Origin of the sequence: Streptomyces sp. NPDC085900 (assembly GCF_044540925.1) — a bacterium.
GTDB classification, from domain to species: domain Bacteria; phylum Actinomycetota; class Actinomycetes; order Streptomycetales; family Streptomycetaceae; genus Streptomyces; species Streptomyces gilvifuscus.
Map to the genome: position 1 here is coordinate 17,648 of NZ_JBITSP010000003.1, position 24,007 is coordinate 41,654.

General features: G+C 70.2%; 20 protein-coding genes. 11 read left to right on the forward strand and 9 right to left on the reverse strand.

Annotated features, from left to right (window positions below; genetic code table 11):
• The first annotated feature begins 127 nt into the window (after positions 1 to 127).
• From ACIGDI_RS09420 to ACIGDI_RS09445, 6 genes are all read left to right on the forward strand, one after another.
• The gene (locus ACIGDI_RS09420; protein ID WP_399893060.1) at positions 128 to 1,765 is read left to right on the forward strand and encodes an ATP-binding protein; all 1,638 of its coding nucleotides are present in this window, start codon (positions 128 to 130) and stop codon (positions 1,763 to 1,765) included.
• On the forward strand, positions 1,762 to 2,448 hold the full coding sequence (locus tag ACIGDI_RS09425) for a response regulator (protein WP_399893063.1): 687 nt from the start codon (positions 1,762 to 1,764) through the stop codon (positions 2,446 to 2,448). The genes ACIGDI_RS09420 and ACIGDI_RS09425 overlap by 4 nt, the downstream gene beginning before the upstream one ends.
• Before the next feature lie 313 nt (positions 2,449 to 2,761).
• Complete coding sequence (locus ACIGDI_RS09430) at positions 2,762 to 4,144, forward strand: extracellular solute-binding protein (protein ID WP_399893066.1); 1,383 nt, start codon at positions 2,762 to 2,764, stop codon at positions 4,142 to 4,144.
• Positions 4,145 to 4,160: 16 nt separating this feature from the next.
• Positions 4,161 to 5,123, forward strand: a complete 963-nt coding sequence (locus tag ACIGDI_RS09435; RefSeq protein WP_399893069.1) for a carbohydrate ABC transporter permease — start codon at positions 4,161 to 4,163, stop codon at positions 5,121 to 5,123.
• A gap of 6 nt (positions 5,124 to 5,129) precedes the next feature.
• Positions 5,130 to 5,975, forward strand: a complete 846-nt coding sequence (locus ACIGDI_RS09440) for a carbohydrate ABC transporter permease (RefSeq protein ID WP_142142566.1) — start codon at positions 5,130 to 5,132, stop codon at positions 5,973 to 5,975.
• A gap of 412 nt (positions 5,976 to 6,387) precedes the next feature.
• Positions 6,388 to 7,140, forward strand: a complete 753-nt coding sequence (locus tag ACIGDI_RS09445; protein ID WP_384821789.1) for a helix-turn-helix domain-containing protein — start codon at positions 6,388 to 6,390, stop codon at positions 7,138 to 7,140.
• Between the two features lie 133 nt (positions 7,141 to 7,273).
• Here ACIGDI_RS09445 and ACIGDI_RS09450 read toward each other — a convergent pair whose 3' ends face one another.
• Positions 7,274 to 8,299 carry an ATP-dependent 6-phosphofructokinase gene (locus ACIGDI_RS09450; protein WP_200704423.1) on the reverse strand — a complete coding sequence of 342 codons (1,026 nt, stop codon included), beginning with the start codon at positions 8,297 to 8,299 and terminating at the stop codon, positions 7,274 to 7,276.
• A gap of 288 nt (positions 8,300 to 8,587) precedes the next feature.
• Between ACIGDI_RS09450 and pta the strand changes: the two genes are divergently transcribed.
• From pta to pyk, 3 genes are all read left to right on the forward strand, one after another.
• Positions 8,588 to 10,678, forward strand: a complete 2,091-nt coding sequence (gene pta, locus ACIGDI_RS09455; RefSeq protein ID WP_399893074.1) for a phosphate acetyltransferase — start codon at positions 8,588 to 8,590, stop codon at positions 10,676 to 10,678.
• Positions 10,675 to 11,880: an acetate kinase gene (locus ACIGDI_RS09460; RefSeq protein WP_399893077.1), complete on the forward strand. Its 1,206-nt coding sequence runs from the start codon at positions 10,675 to 10,677 to the stop codon at positions 11,878 to 11,880. The genes pta and ACIGDI_RS09460 overlap by 4 nt, the downstream gene beginning before the upstream one ends.
• A 120-nt stretch (positions 11,881 to 12,000) precedes the next feature.
• The gene (gene pyk, locus ACIGDI_RS09465) at positions 12,001 to 13,425 is read left to right on the forward strand and encodes a pyruvate kinase (protein WP_399893080.1); all 1,425 of its coding nucleotides are present in this window, start codon (positions 12,001 to 12,003) and stop codon (positions 13,423 to 13,425) included.
• Between the two features lie 105 nt (positions 13,426 to 13,530).
• Here pyk and ACIGDI_RS09470 read toward each other — a convergent pair whose 3' ends face one another.
• From ACIGDI_RS09470 to ACIGDI_RS09485, 4 genes are all read right to left on the reverse strand, one after another.
• Positions 13,531 to 14,871 carry a hypothetical protein gene (locus tag ACIGDI_RS09470; RefSeq protein WP_399893083.1) on the reverse strand — a complete coding sequence of 447 codons (1,341 nt, stop codon included), beginning with the start codon at positions 14,869 to 14,871 and terminating at the stop codon, positions 13,531 to 13,533.
• Complete coding sequence (locus ACIGDI_RS09475; protein ID WP_399893086.1) at positions 14,861 to 15,421, reverse strand: DUF6114 domain-containing protein; 561 nt, start codon at positions 15,419 to 15,421, stop codon at positions 14,861 to 14,863. The genes ACIGDI_RS09470 and ACIGDI_RS09475 overlap by 11 nt, the downstream gene beginning before the upstream one ends.
• Before the next feature lie 143 nt (positions 15,422 to 15,564).
• Positions 15,565 to 16,197: a DUF6230 family protein gene (locus ACIGDI_RS09480; protein WP_200704429.1), complete on the reverse strand. Its 633-nt coding sequence runs from the start codon at positions 16,195 to 16,197 to the stop codon at positions 15,565 to 15,567.
• A 647-nt stretch (positions 16,198 to 16,844) separates the two neighbouring features.
• Positions 16,845 to 17,825 carry a tetratricopeptide repeat protein gene (locus tag ACIGDI_RS09485; RefSeq protein WP_399893090.1) on the reverse strand — a complete coding sequence of 327 codons (981 nt, stop codon included), beginning with the start codon at positions 17,823 to 17,825 and terminating at the stop codon, positions 16,845 to 16,847.
• A 279-nt stretch (positions 17,826 to 18,104) separates the two neighbouring features.
• On the opposite strand from ACIGDI_RS09485, the gene ACIGDI_RS09490 reads away from it, so the two are divergent.
• Positions 18,105 to 18,719, forward strand: coding sequence for a TetR/AcrR family transcriptional regulator (locus ACIGDI_RS09490; RefSeq protein WP_200704431.1), 615 nt, complete (start codon positions 18,105 to 18,107; stop codon positions 18,717 to 18,719).
• A gap of 124 nt (positions 18,720 to 18,843) precedes the next feature.
• On the opposite strand, the gene ACIGDI_RS09495 is transcribed toward ACIGDI_RS09490, so the two are convergent.
• The 4 genes from ACIGDI_RS09495 to ACIGDI_RS09510 all read right to left on the reverse strand — a co-directional run bounded on the left by ACIGDI_RS09495 (position 18,844) and on the right by ACIGDI_RS09510 (position 22,804).
• Positions 18,844 to 20,544: a methylmalonyl-CoA mutase gene (locus ACIGDI_RS09495; protein ID WP_200704432.1), complete on the reverse strand. Its 1,701-nt coding sequence runs from the start codon at positions 20,542 to 20,544 to the stop codon at positions 18,844 to 18,846.
• A 73-nt stretch (positions 20,545 to 20,617) separates the two neighbouring features.
• Positions 20,618 to 20,956 carry a DUF3817 domain-containing protein gene (locus ACIGDI_RS09500; RefSeq protein WP_200704433.1) on the reverse strand — a complete coding sequence of 113 codons (339 nt, stop codon included), beginning with the start codon at positions 20,954 to 20,956 and terminating at the stop codon, positions 20,618 to 20,620.
• Positions 20,957 to 21,010: 54 nt separating this feature from the next.
• On the reverse strand, positions 21,011 to 21,520 hold the full coding sequence (locus ACIGDI_RS09505; protein ID WP_272178865.1) for a MarR family winged helix-turn-helix transcriptional regulator: 510 nt from the start codon (positions 21,518 to 21,520) through the stop codon (positions 21,011 to 21,013).
• Positions 21,521 to 21,541: 21 nt separating this feature from the next.
• Positions 21,542 to 22,804 (reverse strand): MFS transporter, encoded by a 1,263-nt coding sequence (locus tag ACIGDI_RS09510; protein WP_399893097.1) that lies wholly within the window; start codon positions 22,802 to 22,804, stop codon positions 21,542 to 21,544.
• Positions 22,805 to 22,882: 78 nt separating this feature from the next.
• On the opposite strand from ACIGDI_RS09510, the gene ACIGDI_RS09515 reads away from it, so the two are divergent.
• Positions 22,883 to 23,866, forward strand: coding sequence for a DUF5937 family protein (locus ACIGDI_RS09515; RefSeq protein ID WP_399893100.1), 984 nt, complete (start codon positions 22,883 to 22,885; stop codon positions 23,864 to 23,866).
• The last annotated feature ends 141 nt before the right edge of the window (positions 23,867 to 24,007 follow it).

The following is a 24,007-nucleotide window of genomic DNA, read 5'->3' on the forward strand; positions in this document are numbered from 1 at the left end:
GATCGCTGGAACCGAATGTCCCGCTTCCGCTCGCTTCCGCATTGCGGTGACTATCCCGTGCGTCTGTGAGGGCGGTCACCCTTCCGTTCATTTAGTTCACAATCGGCCAGCGAGGCACACTGACGGCATGCGCATCCCCGTCCCGAGACCCCGCAGCCTGGCAGGTCAGCTGTTCGCCATGCAGGCCGTGCTGATAGCGGTGGTCGTGGCCGGATACGCACTGTTCACGTACGTCACCGACCAGCGACAGGCCCAGGACGCGGCCGCCCGTCAGGCCATGGCGGTCTCCCGCACGATCGCGGACGCCCCGTTCGTGCGCGCCGCGATCCACACCCCGAACCCCACGACGGAGCTCCAGCCGTACGCCCTGCAGGTGATGCGCGGCACGGACGTCGACTTCGTCACGATCATGAATACGCGGGGCATCCGCTGGACCCACCCGCGCGAGAGCGAGATCGGCAAGCACTTCCGCGGCACCATCGAGCCCGCCCTGCACGGCAGGTCCTTCACCGAGACCTACACCGGTGTGCTCGGCGCCTCGGTCCGGGCGGTCACCCCGATCTACGACAACGGACGGATCATCGGGCTGGTCAGCGCGGGTATCGAGGTGAAGGCGATCAGCAAGCAGGTGCAGGACCAGGTGTGGGCCCTGCTCGCGGTCGCGGCCGGCGCCCTCGCCCTCGGCGCGGTCGGCACGTACGTCGTCAACGCCCGCCTGCGCCGGCACACCCACGGCATGAACGCGGCCGAGCTCAGCCGGATGCACGACTACCACGAGGCCGCGCTGCACGCGGTGCGGGAGGGGCTGCTGATGCTGGACGGGCAGTACCGGGTGGCGCTGATCAACGACGGGGGCCGGGAGTTGCTGGGGCTGCCGCCGGAGGAGTCCGAGGAGGACGTGGTCGGCAGGTCGGTCGCGGACCTCGGGCTGCCCGCGCCGCTGACCGGGGCGCTGCTCGCCTCCGAGCCGCGGGTGGACGAGGTGCACCTGACGAACGACCGGGTGCTGGTGGTGAACACGTCACCGGTGTCGGGCGGCGAGCGCCGGGGTACCGTCGTCACACTGCGAGACGTGACCGAACTCCAGTCGCTGATGGGCGAGTTGGACTCCGAGCGAGGCTTCACGCAGGCGCTGCGCTCACAGGCGCACGAGGCGGCGAACCGGCTGCACACCGTCGTGTCCCTGATCGAGCTGGGCCGCGCGGAGGAGGCCGTCGACTTCGCCACGGCCGAACTGGAACTGGCCCAGGCCCTCACCGACCAGGTGGTGGCGGCGGTGAGCGAGCCGGTCCTGGCGGCGCTGCTGCTGGGCAAGACGGCGCAGGCGAACGAGCGGGGCGTGGAACTGGTGGTGTCGGAGGACAGCCGCCTCGACGACGGCCTGCTGCCGCCCTCGCTGCCGGCGCGGGACCTGGTGACGATCCTCGGCAACCTGATCGACAACGCGGTCGACGCGGCGCAGGGCAGTCTGCGGGCGCGGGTGACGGTGACGGCGTACGCGGAGGGCACCGAGCTCGTCCTGTGCGTCGCGGACACGGGAGGCGGAGTGGACCCCGCCCACGCCGACCTGGTCTTCCAGCGGGGCTTCTCGACGAAGCCTGCCGGGCCGGGGGGCCGAGGCCTGGGGCTGGCCCTGGTCCGGCAGGCTGTGCAGCGGCACGAGGGCTCGCTGTCCGTGGCGGAGGCGGACGGCGGCGGAGCGGAGTTCGTGGTGCGGTTGCCGTTGGCGGAGGAGGACGCTGTGGTCCCGGGGCGTGGCATATGACGAGCGGACAGCCCATCCGGGTGCTGGTCGTGGAGGACGACCCGGTGGCCGCGGACGCCCATGTGATGTACGTCGGCCGGGTGCCGGGGTTCGTGGCGGTCGGCAAGGCGCACAGCGGGGCGGAGGCGCGGCGGCTGCTCGACCGTCAGGCGGTGGATCTGCTGTTGCTCGACCTGCATCTGCCGGACGTGCACGGGCTGCAGTTCGCGCGGTCGTTGCGGGCGGCGGGACATCACGCCGACGTCATCGCGGTGACCTCGGCGCGGGATCTGACGGTGGTGCGGGAGGGCGTCTCGCTGGGGGTCGTGCAGTACGTCCTGAAACCGTTCACCTTCGCGACCCTGCGTGACCGGCTCGTGCGGTACGCCGAGTTCCGGGGCGCCGCCGGCGAGGCCAGCGGCCAGGACGAGGTGGACCGCGCGCTGGCCGCGCTGCGGGCGCCCGGCCCGGCGGCACTCCCGAAGGGGCTCAGCGGGCCGACGCTGGAGCGCGTCACCGTCGCGTTGCGTGACCGCGGGGAGGGCATGACCGCGACGGGGGTGGCGGAGGCGGTGGGCATCTCCCGGATCACGGCGCGACGGTACCTGGAGCACCTGGTGGAGGCGGGGAGGGCGGCACGGGCTCCGCAGTACGGGACGGTGGGGCGGCCGGAGTTGCAGTACCGGTGGGTGAGCGGCCCGTAGGACGTTCAGGCGAACGGCCAGGCATACAGCGGGCCGGGGGTGGTCCGGCCGGCGGCCCAGTACGGGGAGGGGTCCCGGCCGGCGGCGACGTACGGAGGGGATCATCTCGACTTCCGCGGCAGCACCTTCAAACGGCCCGTTCGTCGCCGAGCGGAAGGAACGGCCGGGCGGCGAGCGGTAGTTCGGAACGGCGAGCGGCACGCGCACTCGGCCGTGCCGATCTCGCGCACACGCATTGACCTGACTAGACCACTCCACTTACGTTCACCGGGCAGTCATCCCGCGCCACGACGAAGTGCAGCCGCAGGAGGTCATGCCCGTGCGCCCCACCGCCGCCTTCCCCCTCCTCCCCGTCCTCCTCACCACCGCCCTCGCCGCGACCGCCCTCACGGCCTGCGGCAGCGGCTCCGGCAGCAGCCCGGACACCGTGAAGGTCTCCTTCAAGCAGTCCACGGACAACTCCATCAAGGTGATGGACGGCTATCTCGCCGACATCAAGAAGCAGTTCGAGAAGAAGTACCCGGGCAAGAAGGTCGAGCTGATCCCCATCAAGGCCCCGGACTCGGAGTACTACACCAAGGTCCAGCAGATGCTCCGCTCCCCCAAGACGGCGCCGGACCTGGTCTACGAGGACACCTTCCTCATCAACTCCGACATCACCAGCGGGTACTTGAAGCCGCTCGACCCCTACCTCGCCAAGTGGCCGGACTGGAAGCAGTTCATCGACACGGCGAAGAACGCCGCCAAGGGCGAGGACGGCAAGACGTACGGCGTCCCGGACGGCACCGACACCCGGGGCCTGTGGTTCGACAAGGGGATCTTCAGGAAGGCGGGGCTGCCCGCCACCTGGCAGCCGAAGAACTGGGACGACGTCCTCTCCGCCGCCCGCGCCATCAAGAAGAAGGTCCCCGGCGTCACCCCGATCAACCTCTACACCGGCAAGCCCGCCGGTGAGGCGGCGACGATGCAGACCTTCGAGATGCTGCTCTACGGCACGGGCGACGGCACCGCCGACCCGCTGTACGACCGGGCGTCGAAGAAGTGGATCGCCGGGAGCCAGGGCTTCAAGGACGCGCTGTCGTTCGTGCACACCGTGTACAAGGAGAAGCTCGGGCCCGACGTCTCCACCGCCCTCGACCCCAACATCCAGACCATCGTGGCCGGTGACCTCCTGCCCAAGGGCAAGCTGGGCATCGCCCTCGACGGGTCGTGGCTGCCGCAGGCCTGGCTGAAGGGCAGCGGGCACGAATGGCCGCAGTGGTCCGGCGAGTTGGGGCTGGCGTCCATGCCGACCCAGCACGGGCAGGCCCCCGGCAAGGTGAGCATGTCCGGCGGCTGGACCTGGGCGGTCCCCGCCAAGGCCGGCAACCCCGACCTGGCCTTCGACTTCATCAGGACGATGCAGACGAAGGCGAACGCCGAGAAGTGGTACATCGCCAACTCCGGCATCGCGGTACGCAAGGACGTCGCGAGCGACCCGGCGTACGCCAAGGCGCAGCCCGGCATCAAGTTCTTCACGGATCTCGTCGCGAGCACGCACTACCGGCCCGCCTACCCCGCGTACCCGAAGGTCTCCACCGCCATCCAGGAGGCCATGGAGGGCGTCACCACGGGCGACACGTCCGTGGACAAGGCGGCGAGCGGCTACGACGACGCGCTCAAGGACGCCACGGACGACCAGGTCGTGCGGAAGTGAACGGCGGCGCCCGCCGATGACCGCCGCACTCCCGCAGACGAAGACGGCCGACGGCGGCCCGGAGACCACCGGTTCCGTCCCTCCGGGCCCGTCGTCCGGTCGCCGCACGCCCGGCGCGAGCGTCCGCCGCGCCCTGGTCCGGGCCCTGCCCGTCACCCCCGCCCTGGTCCTGCTGCTGCTCTTCCTCGCCGGCCCGATCGCCTACTGCGCCTACATCGCCTTCACCGACCTCCAGCTCACCGGCCAGGCCCACTCCTCCTTCGTGGGTCTGGCGAACTTCCGCAAGGCCTTCGCCGACGACGAGTTCCTCAACGCCGTATGGCTGACCCTCGTCTTCACCGTCGTGTCCTCCCTGCTGGGCCAGAACACGCTGGGCCTGGCCCTGGCCGCCCTGATGCAGCGCGCCTCCAAGCCGGTCCGCACGCTCACCGGCGGCGTCGTCATCACCGCGTGGGTCCTGCCGGAGGTGGTCGCGGGGTTCCTGCTGTACGCGTTCTTCCGCCGCGAGGGCACCCTGGACGCCATCCTGCGCTGGCTCCATCTGCCCTCCCAGAACTGGCTGTTCACCCTGCCGATCCTGGCGGTGTCGTTCGCCAACGTCTGGCGGGGCACGGCCTTCTCGATGCTGGTCTACTCGGCCGCGCTGAACGAGATCCCCAGCGAGATCACGGAGGCGGCGGAGGTCGACGGCGCGGGCGGCTGGCGCCGGATGTGGCACATCACGCTGCCCATGATCCGCCGCTCCATCGGTACGAACCTCATGCTGAACACCCTGCAGACGCTGTCCGTGTTCGGTCTGATCTGGGTGATGACGCGCGGCGGCCCCGGCAACAAGAGCCAGACCCTGCCCCTCTACATGTACGAACAGGCCTTCCAGAACAGCATGATCGGCTACGCCACCGCGGTCGCCCTGCTGCTGCTCGTGGTCGGCTCCCTCTTCTCGCTGGTCTATCTGCGCCTGCTGCGGACGGAGGTCTGATCCACCATGGCCCCCACGGTCACCCTCGCCGCCCGCCGCCGCAGTCGCCGGCTGGCCGCCGACGCCGGCCTGCTGGCGGTCGCCGCCGCCTTCTCGCTCCCGCTGGCCTGGGTCCTGCTGTCCTCGGTGGACCCGCACGCGGACCTGCGGGTGAAGGCGCCCGACGGCCTCACCCTCGCCAACTTCGACGCGATCCTGAAGCAGGACATCACCTTCACTCCGCTCCTCAACAGCCTGATCCTGTGCGGCGGAGGAACGCTGCTGACGGTGGTGTGCGCGGCGCTCGCGGCCTACCCGCTGTCGCGCTTCCGCTCGCGCCTGAACCGGCCCTTCCTCCTCACGATCCTGTTCGCGACGAGCCTGCCGATCACCGCGGTCATGGTCCCCGTCTACGCGCTGTTCGTCCAGGTGAACCTGATCGACACCATGCAGGGCACGATCCTCTTCTTCGCCGCCTCCCAACTCCCGTTCGCCATCTGGCTGATGAAGAACTTCATGGACGGGGTGCCGAAGGAGCTGGAGGAGGCGGCGTGGACGGACGGGGCGTCGTCGTTGCAGTCCCTCGTCCGTATCGTCCTGCCGCTGATGGGGCCCGGGGTGGCGGTGGTGACCGTGTTCTCCTTCGTGATGATGTGGGGGAACTTCTTCGTCCCGTTCATGCTGCTGCTGACACCGGACCAGATCCCGGCGAGCGTGAGCATCAACGAGTTCTTCGGCAACCGGGGGATGGTCGCGTACGGGCAGCTGGCCGCGTTCTCGATCGTCTACTCGACACCGGTGATCCTGCTGTACGTGCTCATCGCCCGGCGGCTGGGCGGGGGGTTCGCCCTGGGCGGGGCCGTGAAGGGGTGAGGGATCGAGCGGCTTCCGGGCCCGGCTCGCGCCGGGGGACCGTTCGGTTTGAGCCGCGGGTTCCCCTCCTTCACGCCACCCGACGGCGGGCCGACCGTGCGAACGCCTCTTCGAGGCCCGCCCGCACGGACGGCGCCCGCCGGATGCCGTCCGGGCCGGCTGTCGCGTCGGGCCCGGGACCCGCCGCGCGCGGTCGTCCGCGAATATGCCCCTCTACCTTGCCATTCGCCTCGTGCGCGAAGATCGACCTCACCGTCCGTGACGTGCGCGGCCGGCCCGCCACCGCGTCCGGTCCGATGTCGGATGATCTCCGGTCGACTCCCGGACACCCCACAGCCGTACGTTCCTACAATCCGTGTTCCTGGCCGAACAGACCGTAGTCACTGCACCCCGGGGGCCCTACGTTGTGGCCGTGCGCCATCCCTCACACCACCCGGACCCCCACCCCAACCGCCCGATCCACCCCACCCGGCCACCCCAGCCCGCCCCGCCCTTCGACTCCACCGCCGCCCGTCGGCTGCGCACGGCGCTCAACATGGGCCCGGAGCACGTCGCCTACGGACTGTGCTCCTCGTACGGGCTCCCCTACGTCACCCCGGATCTCGTGATCGCCTGGGAACGCGGGGTGGTCTCCCCCACCAACCCCGAACTGGCCGCGCTCGCGGGCGTGCTGTGGTGCTCCCCCGCCGAACTCATCGGCAAGCCGCGCACCCTGCGCGAACACCGCCTCGCCCGCGGTCTCGCCCCCGAGGACGTGGCCCGCGGCGTCGGCCTGGAACTCCTCGCCTATCTGCACATGGAGGAACACAACACCTGGCGCGGCAACGACCGTCAGTCGGCCACCCTCGCCGACCTGCTCGATCTGTCGCTGCCGGACTTCGTCACCGTCACGGGACGTGAGCCGAAGCTGGCCGACGCCCTGCGCGGTGCGGTGACCACGCGCTGGCAGGCCTACGTCCGCCCGGTCGCCAGGATGGTGCCGCTGGACCGGCGCCTCCTGGAGGACACCCTCCAGGAGCTGCACCAGGACTACCAGGGGCAGATGGTCGCCTCACTGAGCTGGGGCGACGGAAGCGCGGCGAGCGACGCCGGCCGGGCGGGACGGGACTTCCTGGACCGGATCGTCGACCACTTCTGGGGCGCCGTGCAGGACAACACCCGCTGAGCGATCCGCCGGATGTGCGGGACCGGGCCGTCGGGCGGCCGCGGGTCCCGTCGTGGCCGGTCGCGCGGTTCCCCGCGCCCCTTCAGGGCGCGACCGAACCGCAGCGGACCTCACCGAGTCCGCCGTGCGGGCCCTAGAAGACCGACTCCGCCTCGTCCATGCGGTCCTTGGGCACCGTCTTCAGCTCGGTCACCGCCTGCGCCAGCGGCACCATCACGATCTCGGTGCCCTTCAGCGAGGTCATGTTGCCGAACTCACCCCGATGCGCCGCCTCCACCGCGTGCCAGCCGAAGCGCGTGGCCAGGACACGGTCGTACGCCGTCGGTACGCCGCCCCGCTGGACGTGGCCGAGGATGACCGGCTTGGCCTCCTTGCCGAGGCGGCGCTCCAGGTCGTACGCGAGTGCCGTACCGATGCCCTGGAAGCGCTCGTGGCCGAACTTGTCGATCTCGCCCTTGCCGTAGTCCATGCTGCCCTCGACGGGATGGGCACCCTCGGCCACGCACACGACCGCGAACTTCTTGCCGCGCGAGAAGCGCTCCTCGACCATCTCGGCCAGGTCCGCCGGGTCGAAGGGACGCTCGGGCAGGCAGATGCCGTGCGCGCCGGCGGCCATGCCGGACTCGAGGGCGATCCAGCCCGCGTGGCGGCCCATGACCTCGACGACCATCACCCGCTGGTGGGACTCGGCGGTCGTCTTCAGGCGGTCCATCGCCTCGGTGGCGACGCCGACCGCGGTGTCGAAGCCGAAGGTGCGGTCCGTGGAGGAGATGTCGTTGTCGATGGTCTTCGGCACACCGACCACCGGCAGACCGGCGTCGGACAGCATCCGGGCCGCCGTCAGCGTGCCCTCGCCGCCGATCGGGATGAGGGCGTCGATGCCGAAGGCCTCGACCATGTCCTCGGCCCGCTCGCAGGCCTCGCGCAGACGGTCCCGCTCAAGGCGCGACGAGCCCAGGATGGTGCCGCCGCGGGCCAGGATGCCGCTGACCGCGTTGAGGTCGAGACCGCGGTAGCGGCCGTCCAGCAGGCCGGCGTAGCCGTCCTCGAAGCCGATGACCTCGTCGCCGTAGTTGTCGACCGCTCGGTGCACGACCGATCGGATCACGGCGTTCAGGCCTGGGCAGTCGCCGCCTGCGGTGAGAACCCCGATGCGCATCGTGCTGTGTCTCCTGCTCGCTGTCGGTACCGGTGAGCCAGTCCGATTGTTTCATGTCCGGAGATGGTCACCGATCGCCCTTCTCCTCGCACAGGGCCATGGGTCCCGGTGCGACCCCCGCCACAGGTCCTGACATGGGGGACGAATGCTGACGGGCGCCTTATCCAGCCCCGGGGGTATTGTCAAGTAGGTTCCGCTCACCTCGGTGGGCGATTTTCACGAGCCCCCATATGACCCGTATGGACTCGAGCCGACAGCGACGGACGAGCGACGAAACGGAGAGCACGCGTGACGCGCAGCGTGTACGTGACCGGTATCGACCGCGGCGACGGCCGCCAGGTCGTCGAGCTGGGGGTCATGGAGCTCCTGACCCGGCAGGTCGACCGGGTGGGGGTGTTCCGGCCGCTGGTCCACCACAGCCCGGACCGGCTGTTCGAGCTGCTCCGCGCCCGCTACCGGCTCTCCCAGGACCCGGCCACCGTCTACGGCATGGACTACCACGAGGCCTCCGCGCTCCAGGCCGAGCGGGGCGCGGACGAGCTGGTGTCCGTCCTCGTCGACCGTTTCCACGCCGTGGCCCGGGACTTCGACGTCGTCCTCGTCCTCGGCACCGACTTCGCCGACACCCAGCTGCCCGACGAGCTCTCCCTCAACGCCCGCCTGGCCAACGAGTTCGGCGCCTCGGTCGTCCCGGTGGTGGGCGGCCGCAAGCAGACCTGCGAGTCCGTGCTCGCCGAGACCCGCAACGCCTACCGGGCGTACGACGGCCTGGGCTGCGACGTACTGGCCATGGTGACCAACCGGGTGGCCCGGGAGGACCGGGACGAGATCGCGGGGAAGCTGGACTCCCGGCTGCCCGTGCCCTGTTACGTCCTGCCCGACGAACCCGCCCTGTCCGCGCCGACCGTCTCCCAGATCGCCCAGGCGCTGGGCGCGAAGGTCGTGCTGGGCGACGACTCGGGACTGGCCCGGGACGCGCTCGACTTCGTCTTCGGCGGCGCCATGCTGCCGAAGTTCCTCAGCGCCCTGACCCCCGGCTGTCTGGTCGTCACCCCGGGCGACCGCGCCGACCTGGTCGTCGGCTCGCTGGCCGCGCACAGCGCCGGCACCCCGCCGATAGCCGGCGTGCTGCTCACCCTGGGCGAGGCGCCCGACGAGAACGTCCTCACCCTCGCCGCCCGCCTGGCGCCCGGCACCCCGGTGCTCTCCGTGCCCGGCATGAGCTTCCCTACGGCCGAGCAACTCTTCGCCCTGGAAGGCAAGTTGAACGCGGCCACGCCGCGCAAGGCGGAGACCGCGCTCGGGCTCTTCGAGCGGCACGTCGACACCGCCGACCTCATCCGGCGCGTCTCCGCCCCCAGCAGCGACCGCCTCACCCCGATGATGTTCGAGCACAAGCTGCTCGAACAGGCCCGTGCCGACAAGCGCCGAGTGGTGCTGCCCGAGGGCACCGAGGAGCGCATCCTGCACGCCGCCGAGGTGCTGCTGCGCCGCGGCATCTGCGACCTCACCCTGCTCGGCCCGGTCGACCAGATCCGCAAGAAGGCCGCCGACCTCGGCATCGACCTGGGCGACTCCCAGCTGATCGACCCGGCCCGCAGCGAGCTGCGCGACTCCTTCGCCGAGAAGTACGCCGCCTTCCGCGCCCACAAGGGCGTGACCGTCGAGCTGGCCTACGACGTGGTCAGCGACGCGAACTACTTCGGCACGCTGATGGTCCAGGAGGGGCTGGCCGACGGGATGGTCTCCGGGTCCGTGCACTCCACGGCGGCGACCATCCGGCCCGCCTTCGAGATCATCAAGACCAAGCCGGGCGCCGACATCGTCTCGTCGGTGTTCTTCATGTGCCTCGCCGACAAGGTGCTGGTCTACGGCGACTGCGCGGTGAACCCCGACCCGGACGCCCGGCAGCTCGCCGACATCGCCATCCAGGCGGCCACCACCGCCGAGCAGTTCGGCGTGGAGCCGCGGATCGCGATGCTGTCGTACTCGACCGGCACCTCCGGCTTCGGGGCCGACGTGGACAAGGTGCGGGAGGCGACGGAGCTGGTGCGGCAGCGGCGGCCCGACCTGAAGATCGAGGGGCCGATCCAGTACGACGCCGCGGTGGAGCCGACCGTCGCGGCGACCAAGCTGCCGGAGTCGGACGTGGCCGGGCAGGCGACGGTGCTGATCTTCCCCGACCTCAACACGGGCAACAACACCTACAAGGCGGTGCAGCGTTCGGCCGGCGCGATCGCGGTCGGCCCGGTGCTGCAGGGGCTGAACAAGCCGGTCAACGACCTGTCCCGGGGCGCGTTGGTCTCGGACATCGTCAACACCGTTGCCATCACCGCCATCCAGGCCCAGACCCCGACACAGAAGGCGACCGTCCAGTGAGCGCGTCCCGCGTCCTCGTCCTCAACTCCGGCTCCTCGTCGGTGAAGTACCAGCTCCTCGACATGCGGGACAGCACCCGGCTGGCCATGGGCCTCGTCGAGCGCATCGGCGAGCAGTCCTCGCGGATCAGGCACACGCACGTCGTCGAAGACGACACCCGTGAGTGGAGCGGGCCGATCGCCGACCACGACGCCGCGCTGAAGGCGGTGTCGGAGGAGCTGGCCAAGGACGGGCTCGGGCTGGACTCCCCCGAACTCGCCGCGATCGGCCACCGGGTGGTGCACGGCGGGAAGACCTTCACGGATCCGACCGTCATCGACGAGACCGTGCTCGCCGAGATCGAGCGGCTGATCCCGGTGGCCCCGCTGCACAACCCCGCCAACCTCACCGGCATCCGCACCGCGCGGGCCCTGCGGCCCGACCTGCCCCAGGTCGCCGTCTTCGACACCGCCTTCCACACCACGATGCCGGAGTCGGCCGCCCGCTACGCGATCGACGTGCGCACCGCCGACGAGCACCGCGTGCGCCGCTACGGCTTCCACGGCACCTCGCACGCGTACGTCTCCAGGGCGACGGCGAAGCTGCTGGGGAAGGCGCCCGAGGACGTCAACGTGATCGTGCTGCACCTGGGCAACGGCGCCTCCGCGTCCGCGGTGCGCGGCGGCCGGTGCGTGGACACCTCCATGGGACTGACGCCTTTGGAGGGGCTCGTGATGGGTACGCGCTCGGGAGACATGGATCCGGCTGTCATCTTCCATTTGGCGCGTGTTGGCGGAATGTCCATCGACGAAATCGACACTCTTCTCAACAAGAAGAGCGGGCTGGTCGGCCTGTGCGGCGACAACGACATGCGGGAGATACGACGCCGGGTCGACGAGGGCGACGAGGAGGCGAAGCTCGCCTTCGACATCTACATTCACCGCCTGAAGAAGTACATCGGCGCCTATTACGCCGTGCTGGGTACGGTGGACGCGATCGCGTTCACGGCGGGCGTCGGCGAGAACGCGGCAGTGGTGCGCGAGGCGGCCGTCGCGGGCCTGGAGACCCTGGGCCTCGCGGTGGACGGCGCGCTCAACGCCGTACGCGGCGACGAGCCGCGGCTGATCTCGCCCGCGGACGCGCGGGTGAAGGTCGCGGTGGTGCCCACCGACGAAGAACTGGAAATCGCGACGCAGACCTACGCCCTGGTCGGTCGGTATTGATATGCGGCTCCGCCGTGTGACAACTGAGCGGTAACAAAGCAACTGAGCGCCGGTCCGCCCATTTGTATCTTCCGCCAGACGGAATATTCCGCGGCGAAACAAACCGATAGGATCCACCCCATGCGCCGTTCGAAAATCGTCTGTACTCTCGGCCCCGCGGTCGACTCCCACGAAATGCTGGTCTCGATGATCGAGGCCGGAATGAACGTGGCCCGGTTCAACTTCAGCCACGGCACCCACGCCGAGCACCAGGCGCGGTACGACCGCGTCCGTGCCGCGTCGAAGGAGACGGGCCGGCCCGTCGGTGTCCTCGCCGACCTGCAGGGCCCGAAGATCCGCCTGGAGACCTTCGCCGAGGGTCCGGTCGAGCTGGAGCGGGGTGACGAGTTCGTCATCACCGTCGAGGACGTCCCGGGTGACAAGACCATCTGCGGTACGACCTACAAGGGCCTGCCCGGCGACGTCGACCGCGGCGACCAGATCCTGATCAACGACGGCAACGTCGAGCTGAAGGTCCTGGACGTCGACGGCCCGCGGGTGCGGACGATCGTCATCGAGGGCGGCGTCGTCTCCGACCACAAGGGCATCAACCTGCCCGGCGCGGCCGTCAACGTGCCCGCGCTGTCCGAGAAGGACGTCGAGGACCTGCGCTTCGCGCTCCGCATGGGCTGCGACATGGTCGCGCTCTCCTTCGTCCGCGACGCCAGGGACGTGGCCGACGTCCACAAGGTGATGGACGAGGAGGGCCACCGGGTCCCGGTCATCGCCAAGGTGGAGAAGCCGCAGGCGGTGGACAACATGGAGGACGTCGTGATGGCGTTCGACGCCGTCATGGTGGCCCGTGGCGACCTGGCCGTCGAGTACCCGCTCGAGAAGGTCCCCATGGTGCAGAAGCGCCTCATCGAGCTGTGCCGCCGCAACGCCAAGCCGGTGATCGTGGCGACCCAGATGATGGAGTCGATGATCACCAACTCCCGTCCCACGCGCGCCGAGGCCTCCGACGTCGCCAACGCGATCCTGGACGGCGCGGACGCGGTCATGCTCTCCGCCGAGTCCTCCGTCGGCGCCTACCCGGTCGAGACCGTCAAGACGATGTCGAAGATCGTCACCGCGGCCGAGGAGGAGCTGCTGAGCAAGGGCCTGCAACCGCTGGTGCCCGGCAAGAAGCCGCGTACGCAGGGCGGTTCGGTCGCGCGCGCCGCGTGCGAGATCGCGGACTTCCTCGGCGGCAAGGGCCTGGTGGCCTTCACCCAGTCCGGCGACACCGCCCGCCGCCTGTCGCGCTACCGCGCGCAGCAGCCGATCATCGCCTTCACCACCGACGAGAACACCCGCAACCAGCTCACGCTGAGCTGGGGCGTGGAGTCGCACGTGGTGCCCTTCGTGGACACCACGGACGAGATGGTCGACATGGTCGACCAGGAGATCGCGAAGATCAACCGCTTCTCCGCGGGCGACACCGTCATCATCACGGCCGGCTCGCCCCCCGGCGTCCCCGGCACCACCAACATGCTCCGCGTCCACCACATCGGCGGCGGCAACTGACAACTGACACCGCCGCAAAGGCGGTTGTACGGCGCTGAGGGCGCCCCCCGTGGCGGGGGGCGCCCTCAGGCCTTGTGCGGCTCCCGAACGGGTCTGTGACGGCGTTCAGCCGATTCCGTCGGTCGTGTACAGGTGCATGCCCGGCACGTGCAGCGTGCCGCCGAACTGGGCGGCCTGGACGACCTTGACGTTGGTGAAGTAGATCAACGGGATGTTCAGCGGCGGCGGGTTGTCGGGGGTGAACGTGATCGGTATCAGCCCGAACAGGTTCCCGGAGATGGACTCCGTGTACATCGTGGTGTCGCCGCCGCGGATGGTGGACGTCGTCCCCTTCCCGGCTTCCACGTGGTACGTCTTGTTCTGCTGCTTGTCCTTGACCGTCTGGTTCAGGTCGCCGATGTCGGTGCCGTTGGATATGACGTACTTCAGCACCTTCTTGGTGGTGCCTCCGGCCGTCTTCACCTCGACGACGCCCTGGTAGTCGGCCCCCTTCAGCAGCAGCGAACTGGCGCTGAGGTACCAGGGGTCGTCCGCCACCGCCACCTTGTTGTCGACGCCGCTGACGTCCTCGGTGGCGGCGGGGCAGTTCTGCGCGTCGGTGCTGGAGCTCGCCGAGGGGCTCGGGGAGGAGGTGGCCGTCTCGGCTGCCTTCTCGACCGACTTGGTGACGTCCTTGGCCGTTTCGGTGGCCGTGTCGGTCGTCTTCTTGACCGTGTCGGTGACCTTCTTGGTCGTGTCCTTCACGGTGTCGGACGCGCTCGACGTCGAGGAGTCCTTCGACGTGTCGCTCGACGAGGAGGACGCGGAGGCGGACGGCGACGGGCTCGCGCCGGCGCTCGACGAGGAGCCGGAGCCGGAGCCCCCGGTGAAGATCCCGGTGATCGCGTCGCCGATGTCGCCCAGCAGACCGCCGCCGCTGCCGCTGCTCGCGGACGCCGAGGGGGTCGGCGTGGCGGTGGCGCCGCCGGACGTGTCCTTGCTCCCGCTGTCCGTCGCGGACGGGCTGGGCGTGGCCTTGTCGTCGGAACCTGAATCCGACGAAGAGGTCGTGCCCGAGTCCTTGCCCGTGGCGGAGGAGTCCTTCGACGAGCCGGCGGAGGACGAGGGCGAGGGCGTCGCCTTGTCGGCCGAGTCGCTGGAGCTCGCCGAGGCGGACGGCGACGGCGAGGCCGAGGAACCGTCCAGCGCGGCAACGCAGTTCTTGTACTCGTCGGCGGTCAGGCTCTTCGCGGTCGGCGTCGAACCACCGCTGTCCGCGAGGGCGAGCGAGGACGTGAAGCCCATGCCCATGAGGACGGCGGTCGGCATCGCCGCCATGGCCATCGCCTTGCCGGCCGGCATGTGGAACCGGGTGAACAGCGGCTTCTTGGGTGCCGCGTGGCGCGGCCCGGTTCTCACACGGGACTCGTCCACATCAGCCCCGTGGGTCACCTCGTCAGCCGGCACTGTGCCTCCCGTTCGCCCCGTTGGCCGGGCTCGTTCCTGACAGATCGTTCGGCTCGCCCACCACGGGCTTGAGGAGGGTGGTGTCGGGGTCGGTGGCCTCCGGCGCACCGCCCTTACCGATGGTGTCCTCGCGGGCCGGCTGCTCACCGGGCTCCGCGCCCGGCGCCCAGGCGACGGCCATGGCCCCGCCCACCAGCGACAGCAGGAACCCCATCAGGAACCCGCCGAGGTTGGACACCGGGATGGACACCAGACCCAGCAGGATCGCGGCGACGCCCGCGAAGACCCGTACGTGCTTCTGGAACCAGAGGCTGACGCCCAGGACGACGAGTAGCACGCCGATGATCAGGGAGCCGGCTCCGCCGGTGGTGGCCATCGCCAACGTCAGGTGACCGACCTGGAGATGCGCGTACGGGAAGTACATGATCGGAAAGCCGGCGAGCAGGACGAACAGTCCGGCCCAGAACGGCCGCGTACCCCGCCAGGCGCGGAACTGCAGCCTCCGGCGGCTGAACTGGCCGACGGGTGCGGCAGGAGTCTCGGCGCTCATGGAAAACAGCTCCCTGGTGCGGCGTTGCTGTGGTGATCGTGCTGTGTGGTGACGCTGTGGTGGTGAGTGTGTTGCGTGTGAAGAAGGTGCGGGAAGGTGGACGGGCGGGGGCGCCATCGGCTCCCCCGCCCGTCACAGAGTGCTCAGTAGCACTCGTGCGTACCCGTCTGCACAGACATCTTCAGCCCGCTGAGCTTGAAGGTTCCGGCGGTGGTCGCCCACGCCGTCTGCTTCACGCCGGTCAGCGAGGCGTGCTCGGCCTGCTGGGCGAACCCGTACGGGTTCGCGGCGTCACCGCTCTTGATGCCGGGGCCCTTGCTGGCGCTCCCGGCGGCAACACCGATGTCGATGTTGGTGAACGTCGCGTCGGCCGACAGGTCGTCGAGGTCGATGTAGAGGTTGTCGGCCTCTACCGGCTTGTCACCGCCGCCCGCCTTCAGGATGAGGCTGACGCTGCCGAAAATCGGGACGTTCGGCGTGACCACCGACTGGCACAGGCCCTTGATGGACGCGGACTTGAACGCCGAGACCGCGACCGGGTGGGCCGTCTTCTTGCCGTCGAGGGTGTACCCCGAGTCGATGGCTCCGTACTGCGAGAAGCCGTCGCCTTCCAGCTGGTCCGCCGTGACCTTGAACTGCTGGCCGGAGACGCTGAACGACGCGGCGAGAGCGCCCTGCGCGAGGGCGACACCTATCGCGGCCGTAGCGGCGACGCTGGGCACCATGACCACAGCGAACCGCTTCCATCTGGTCCCGCCACGCACCTGGGACTCCATATTTCCTCCTTCTCGGACGTACATCTCCTGGTCCCGGCTGCCCCCAGTCGGCGGCTCGTCCGGGCAGGGATGGGAGAAGTGCTACGTCCTCGGGAAGGAGAGCGCCTGTCTCGGAGGCGCGAACCGCGCACCGATCACCGGCGATCACCCCCGAGCGACAACCACTGGTCGCGCCTGACACGCATCACGCACAACCTTGCTGGACAGGCTTCACCGAGCGGGTGAAGACCCCCCTGTCCAAGAGCCGGCGCCGCCTGGCGCTGGCTCTGCCCGGTGGGGACCCTGGAACTCCCGCGACCCGACCGGCTGTCGGGGTACGGGAACGGACCGAGCGTGGCCGATCGTGGTGCATTCTCGCCGCCCGCACAAGGGCCTTCGTTACTCGGTAGTAACGGCCGGATAACCGATGGACGACCCACAGGTCTCGGGTGGCGACGCACGGTGCACTCGGGGGCGGGTACAAAACCATTGATCGTTGGACAGAAACCGACAGATCAACGCCCGTAACTTACTCCCAGTAACAGCGGCCGCGATTACCAAGTTTTGGCAAAGCGCGGCCGCACTGACGTTCTGTCGGCAAATCTTTCACTCGGGCATCACATGCCGTGGCGTTTAGTGACTGGTCAGAACCCGGTCCGCCGCCCCGGTCAGAACAGGGCGCGGGCCAGGGCTCGCCTGGCCGTCGCCACACGCGGATCGTCCGCCCCTACGACCTCGAAGAGCTCCAGCAGTCGCAGACGCACCGCGTCCCGGTCGTCACCCACCGTGCGCCGGACGGTCTCGATGAGCCGCCCGAAGGCGTCCTCCACATGACCGCCGACGAGATCCAGGTCCGCCGCGGCGATCTGCGCCCGCACGTCGGCCGGCTTCTCGGCCGCTTCCCGGCGCACGACCTGCGGATCGAGCCCCTGCACCCGCTGCAGCAACTCGGCCTGCGCGAGGCCGAGTTTGGCCTCCGGGTTGGCCGGGTCGTCGCTCAGCACGTTCTTGTACGCCTGGACCGCACCGCTGAAGTCCCCCGAGTCCAGGGCCTGTACGGCGGCCTCGAGCAGGGCGTCGTACGGACCCGCCGGCATCTCCTCGGGCTCGGGCCGGGCGCCGCCCGGCTCGGCCTCGGGGTCGACCGTCAGACCGGTCAGGCCGAACCGCTGCTCGGCGACCTGTACCAACTGGTCGAGGGTCTGGCGGATCTGCGCCTCTCCGGCGGCCCCCTGGAAGAGCGGCAGAGCCTGCCCCGCGACGACCGCGAAGACGGCCGGAATCCCCTGGATGCCGAACTGCTGCATCAACATCTGGTTGGCGTCGACGTCGATCTTGGCGAGCAGGAAACGACCGTTGTACTCGACGGCGAGCCGCTCCAGGACCGGGCTCAGCTGCTTGCAGGGCTGGCACCACTCGGCCCAGAAGTCGATGACGACGGGCACCTCGGCGGAGCGCTGCAGGACATCACGCTCGAAGCCGGCCTCGTCGACGTCGATCACCAGATCCGCCGGCGAGACGGCTCCCGGGCCGCCACCCTGCCGGGCGGCCTCGGCACGCGCCTGCTCCGCCTTCTCCTTGGCCTCCTGGGCCGCCTTCACCGCGGCGAGGTCGACGACTCCGCTCATGGACATGTTCCGTGGCTGCATGCGTCTATCCTCCCCCGTACTGTGCGCGCGCGTGAAAAGCGTGGTGAAAGCCGGTCATCATGCGTGGTCGGTGGTGCTCGGTCGTGGTGCCTGATCGTGCTGGTTCGGCGCCGGGTCCCCACCCCACGCCAGTGGTCGTCACTCACGAGCGTCACTCGCGCGAGCCGCGCGCGAGCTTTCGCTACGAGTCGTAGCGTAATGGCACTGAGTGCCTCCGGGACACCACCCCTCGGTGATCTCCCTCACTGCGTCACGGGAACCGCCGGTTATGGTCTTGGGATGCAGAGCCGCACCCGCGCCCCCCGCGCCACCGGGCGCCCGCGCAGCGCCGCCGCGGACGCCGCGATCCTGGCGGCCACGCGGGAGGCGCTGGTGGAGCTGGGCTGGTCCAAGCTCACCCTGGGAGACGTGGCGACGCGGGCCGGGGTTGCGAAGACGACCCTCTACCGGCGCTGGGCGGGCAAGAACGAACTGGTCGTCGACGCGGTGGCGGAACTCTTCGACGAACTGCGCCTGCCCGACCGCGGCAGCCTCGCCGCCGACATCGAGGGCGTCGTCCTGCAGTTCGCGGCGATCCTCGCCCGCCCGGAGGCGGCGTGCGGCCTGATGGCGGTGGTCGCGGAGTCGACCCGCGACGACGCCCTGCGCGCAAGGATCCGCACATCGGTCGTGGAGCCGCAGAAGCGGCTGGTCCTGCAGGGCCGGGAGCGCGCGCAGCAACGCGGCGAGCTGCCGCCGGAGTCGGACCCCGCGGAGGCGGCCCGCACGGTCGACCTCATCTTCGACGTGGTGGCGGGCGCGGTGGTGCACCGGACGCTGGTGAGCGCCGAGGCGGCGGACGAGGAGTGGGTGCGCGGCTTCACCCGGATCCTGCTGGTGGGGCTGACCTCGTGAGTGCTGTGGGTCTTGCCTCGTGAGTGATGGTGGAGCTTACCTCGTGAGTGCCGGCGGGCCTCAGCTCGTGAGGCTGCGGGTGCCGAGGGGCCGGGCCCCCCGGCATCCGCGCTGACGGCGGGGCCTAGAAGCCGGCCGGCTCCGTGTAGACCCCCCACTCGTCCCGCAGCACCCCGCAGATCTCGCCCAGGGTCGCCTCGGCGCGTACGGCGTCCAGCATCGGCTCGATCATGTTGGCGCCGGAGCGGGCGGCGGCGAGCATGGCGTCGAGGGCCGACCGGACGGCGGTCTCGTCGCGGGCGGCCTTGCGGTCGCCCAGCACGCGTACCTGCTCCCGCTCCACCTCGTGGCTGACCCGCAGGATCTCCAGGTCCCCGGTGACCGACCCGGTGTGGACGTTGACGCCGACGACCCTCTTGTCGCCCTTCTCCAGGGCCTGTTGGTAGCGGAACGCGGACTCCGCGATCTCTCCCGTGAACCAGCCGTCCTCGATCCCGCGCAGGATGCCGGAGGTGATGGGCCCGATGGGGTGCCGCCCGTCGGGGTGTGCCCTCAGGCCCCGCTCCTTGATCTGCTCGAAGATCTTCTCCGCGTCCGCCTCGATCCGGTCCGTCAGCTGCTCCACGAACCACGAACCGCCCAGCGGGTCGGCCACGTTGGCGACCCCGGTCTCCTCCATGAGCACCTGCTGGGTGCGCAGCGCGATCTCCGCGGCCTGCTCGCTGGGCAGGGCGAGGGTCTCGTCGAGGGCGTTGGTGTGCAGCGAGTTGGTCCCGCCGAGCACCGCCGCGAGCGCCTCCACGGCCGTACGCACCACGTTGTTGTACGGCTGCTGGGCGGTGAGGGAGACACCGGCGGTCTGGGTGTGGAAGCGCAGCCACTGGGCCTTCTCGGACCGGGCTCCGTACACGTCGCGCATCCACCGGGCCCAGATCCTCCGGGCCGCACGGAACTTGGCGATCTCCTCGAAGAAGTCGAGGTGCGCGTCGAAGAAGAAGGAGAGGCCGGGCGCGAAGACGTCGACGTCCAGGCCGCGGGAGAGCCCCAGTTCGACGTAGCCGAAGCCGTCGGCGAGCGTGTACGCCAGCTCCTGCGCGGCCGTGGAACCCGCCTCGCGGATGTGGTACCCGGAGACCGACAGCGGCTTGTAGGCGGGGATTCCGGCGGCGCAGTACTCCATCAGGTCGCCGATGAGGCGCAGATGCGGCTCGGGCTGGAAGAGCCACTCCTTCTGCGCGATGTACTCCTTGAAGATGTCGGTCTGCAGCGTGCCGTTGAGGACTGCGGGGTCCACGCCCTGCCGCTCGGCGGCGACGAGGTACATGCAGAAGACCGGCACGGCGGGCCCGCTGATCGTCATGGACGTCGTGACGTCGCCGAGCGGGATGTCCTTGAAGAGGACCTCCATGTCGGCGGCGGAGTCGATGGCGACCCCGCAGTGGCCGACCTCGCCGAGCGACCGCGCGTCGTCCGAGTCGCGCCCCATGAGGGTCGGCATGTCGAAGGCCACGGAGAGACCGCCGCCGCCGTTGGCGAGGATCATCTTGTAGCGCTCGTTGGTCTGCTCGGCGTTGCCGAACCCGGCGAACTGGCGGATGGTCCAGGTACGCCCGCGGTAGCCGGTCGGATACAGCCCGCGCGTGAAGGGGTACTCCCCCGGCCAGCCGATCCGCTCGAATCCCTCGTAGGTGTCCCCTGGTCGGGGCCCGTACACCGGCTCCACGGGGTCACCGGAGAGCGTGGTGAAGTCGGCGTCCCGCTTGCGGGAGGCGTCGTAGCGGGCCTGCCAGCGTCGGCGGCCTTCCTCGATGGCGTCAGCGTCCATACCCTCGAATTTACTAGGACGTCCAAGTAAATGTCGATGGCGGACCGCCGTACAAACCCGTACGGCGGTGTGGTTACGCCTTCGCGGCGACCGGAGCCTCGTCCGCGACCCTGGCCTCCAGCTCGTGGGTGACCTTGCGCTCGACGAAGAAGGCGGCCGTGGGGATCGTCCCCGCGAGCAGCACCCACAGCTGCTTGCCGACCGGCCACTTCGCCTTGGAGCCCAGGTCGAAGGCGAAGACCAGGTAGACGACGTAGAGCCAGCCGTGCGCGATCCCCACGAAGGTGGTGAACTTGTCCGCCCCGTCGAGGTGGAGCCCGTACTTGGCGATCACGCCCAGGGTCAGCAGGACCAGCAGCACACCGGTGACGTAGGCCATGACGCGGTAGCGGGTCAGCACGCTCTTCTTCATGGCGTCGAGCGTAACCGCCCGTTCCGGGAGATCTTGGGCGGGGTCGGTGCGGGGTCAGTCCTCGTCGAAGTCGTGCGCCGCCACCCGCAGCGGCCGCAGCATCGCGAAGATCTCCCCGCACTCCTCGGCGTCGTAGACCCCGAGGCCGAAGTCCATGGCCATCAGGTCCCGGGTGGCCGCCTCGACCACCTCGCGGCCCTTGTCGGTGATGGAGGCGAGGGTGCCGCGGCCGTCGTTGGGGTTGGGGCGCTTGGCCACCAGACCCGACCTGACCAGGCGGTCGACCGTGTTGGTGACCGAGGTGGGGTGCACCATGAGGCGCTCGCCGATCTTGGACATCGTCAGCTCGCCCTCCTTGGAGAAGGTGAGCAGCACCAGCGCCTCGTAGCGCGCGAACGTCAGCCCGTACGGCTTGACCACCGCGTCGACCTCGGCCAGCAGGATCTGGTGCGCGCGCATGATCGACGTGATGGCCGCCATCGACGGCACGTTGCCCCAGCGCTGCTTCCAGAGTTCGTCGGCGCGGGCGATCGGATCGAAGGCAAGACTGAGCGGCTTCGGCACGCCCCTGACCTTACCGGCCGGTCACATGGTGGTCAGCCCCGTCTCGCCCATCGGTCCGGAGGGTTCTGGGACCTCCGTACGGCGGGCCTCCCGGGCGAGCAGGACACAGACCAGCACCCCCAGCACTCCCGCCCCCGCCACCGTCGCCCTGACCCCGGCGAACTCCGCGACCACCCCCGCCAGGGCCATCCCCACCCCCTGGATCGTCATCAGCCCGGCCTGCAGCAGCGTCATCGCCCGCCCCCGCAGCTCCTCCGGCACCGCCCGCACGAACCACTGGTCCAGGCCGAGGGTGTACGCCGACGCGGCGCCCGCGACCAGCAGCAGGGCCAGCGAGGCGGCGAGGCCGGGGCGCAGCGCGTAGCCGGCATAGGGCAGGACCGTCGCACAGAGCAGAGGGAGCGCGACGCGTTCCCGGGTCGCGGGGCGCAGCCGGGAGCCCGCGTACAGCTCGCCGGCGATCGTGCCGACCGGCAGCGCGCACATCAGCAGGCCCAGGCCCGCCGAGCCCGCCGACAGCTCGTCCGCGTACGGCGCCGCCAGCGCCTCCGGCGCCACCGCGAACATCGGCGGGAGCCAGAAGAGCAGCAGCAGGGCGCGGACCCGGCGGTCGGCGAGGACCTGGCGGGCGCCCCTGAGGGAGTCCTTCACCAGCGGGGCCGCCGCGCCGGTCCGGGCGGGCCTGCGCCGGGTGCCGAAGCGGAGCAGCAGCGCGGAGGCGCAGAAGGTGCCGACCGTGATCAGCAGCGCGTGCCGCGGCGAGACCACGATCAGCAGCAGGCCGCCCAGTCCGAACCCGACGAGCAGCGCGCTCTGCGACACGATCCGCAGCAGCGACCGGCCCAGCACGAAACGGTCGCCGTCGCCGAGGATGTCGGCCAGCGTGGCCAGGCGGGTGCCCTGGAACACCGGTGAGACCACCGCGACGCCGCAGCGCAGGGCCAGCAGTACGCCGATGTGCGCGCCCGGCGTCGTCATCAGCGCCACGCAGCCCGCGCACAGCAGGTCGCACGACACCAGCACCCGGCGGGCCGGGAAGCGGTCGGCGATGCCCGCGAGCAGGGTGCCGCCGATCACGTACGGCAGGAAGCCGAGCGCGAAGGTGAGCGCGCTCATCAGGGGGGAGCCGGTCAGGTCGTAGACGAGGACGGAGAGGGAGATCTCGCTGACGATCAGGCCGAGGAGGGAGAGGGCGTGGGCCGCGAAGACCGCGCGGAACTCTCGGACGGCGAAGACGGCTGTGTAGCCGGTGGAAGCTGGGGGTGCGGGTGCTGCTGCGGACATGGGCAGCAGCTTGGGGGTGATGGCTGGGGCATCCTAGAGATTCGGCGTCAGGCGAATGTTGTGGGCGGGTGGATCGGGGTGCCTTCGCGGCTGCGGTTCGGTGAGGACGATTTTCTGCGGTGCCGGTTCGCCGTGTCTCCGTTGTGGGAGACGCAGGAGCTGGTGCGCACGCTCAAGCGGCCCGAACGGCACGGCTATCACGCGCGCTGGTTGCGGCGCGTCGGTGAGGTGGCGCGTGGGCTGGACCTCGGTGGTCTGTGGCTGTTGATGCCGCAGCCCGGGCACTGTCCCGACTGGCTGTGCCCTCCTCCTATTGGGCCGGATGCTTCTTTCGAAGAGGAGATCGCGGCGGTGCGGGCCAGTGATCCGGAGGTCGCTCTCGCGGACACAGTGAAGTCCCTCGCCGATACTCCGGGTGCTCTCGACTCGGCGGCGGCCGAGCGGTGGCTCGCGGATCCTGGCGGGATGGTCCAGGAACTCGCGGACGCGATGGAGGGCGTCTGGCGGACCCTGATCGCACCGGACTGGCCGCGGCTGCGCGCCCTGCTGGAGGCCGACATCGCCTTTCACTCGCGGCGGCTGGCCGAGGTGGGGCTCGGCGGGCTGCTGCCGGAGATCAACCGGCGGTTCGGCTGGGAGGCCGGGACGCTGACCGTCGAGTTCCGCGGCGAGCACGAGCGTGAGCTGGCCGGGCAGGGGCTCGTTCTGCTGCCCAGCGTCTTCATCTGGCCGGACGTGGTCAGCACCTTCGATCCGCCCTGGCAGCCCACCCTCGCGTATCCGGCCCGCGGGATCGGGGGGCTGTGGGCCGAGCCGGCCGAGCGTACTCCGGAGGTTCTGGTACGGCTCCTCGGGCGGGGGCGTGCCGCCGTGCTCGCCGCCCTCGACGAACCGGCCGGGACCGGCGCGCTCGCCCATCGGCTGGGGCTCGCACCGTCCTCCGTCTCCGCGCATCTGACGTTGCTGCGGGACGCCGGGCTGCTGGTCGCGCGGCGCTACGGGCATCAAGTGCTGTACGAGCGGACGCCGTTGGGGATCGCGTTGGTGGCTGGGGACGGGTGAGGGGGTGGGGCGGGGACGGGGTGGGGGGTGTCCGTCCTCGGTCGGGCGGTTCTGTTGGTTTTCTTGTGCGCGGCGTGGACGCCCGACGCTGCGGGCGGGCGCCCCCCACCCCGTCCCCTTCTCGCCGTCGTCGGCTGCCCC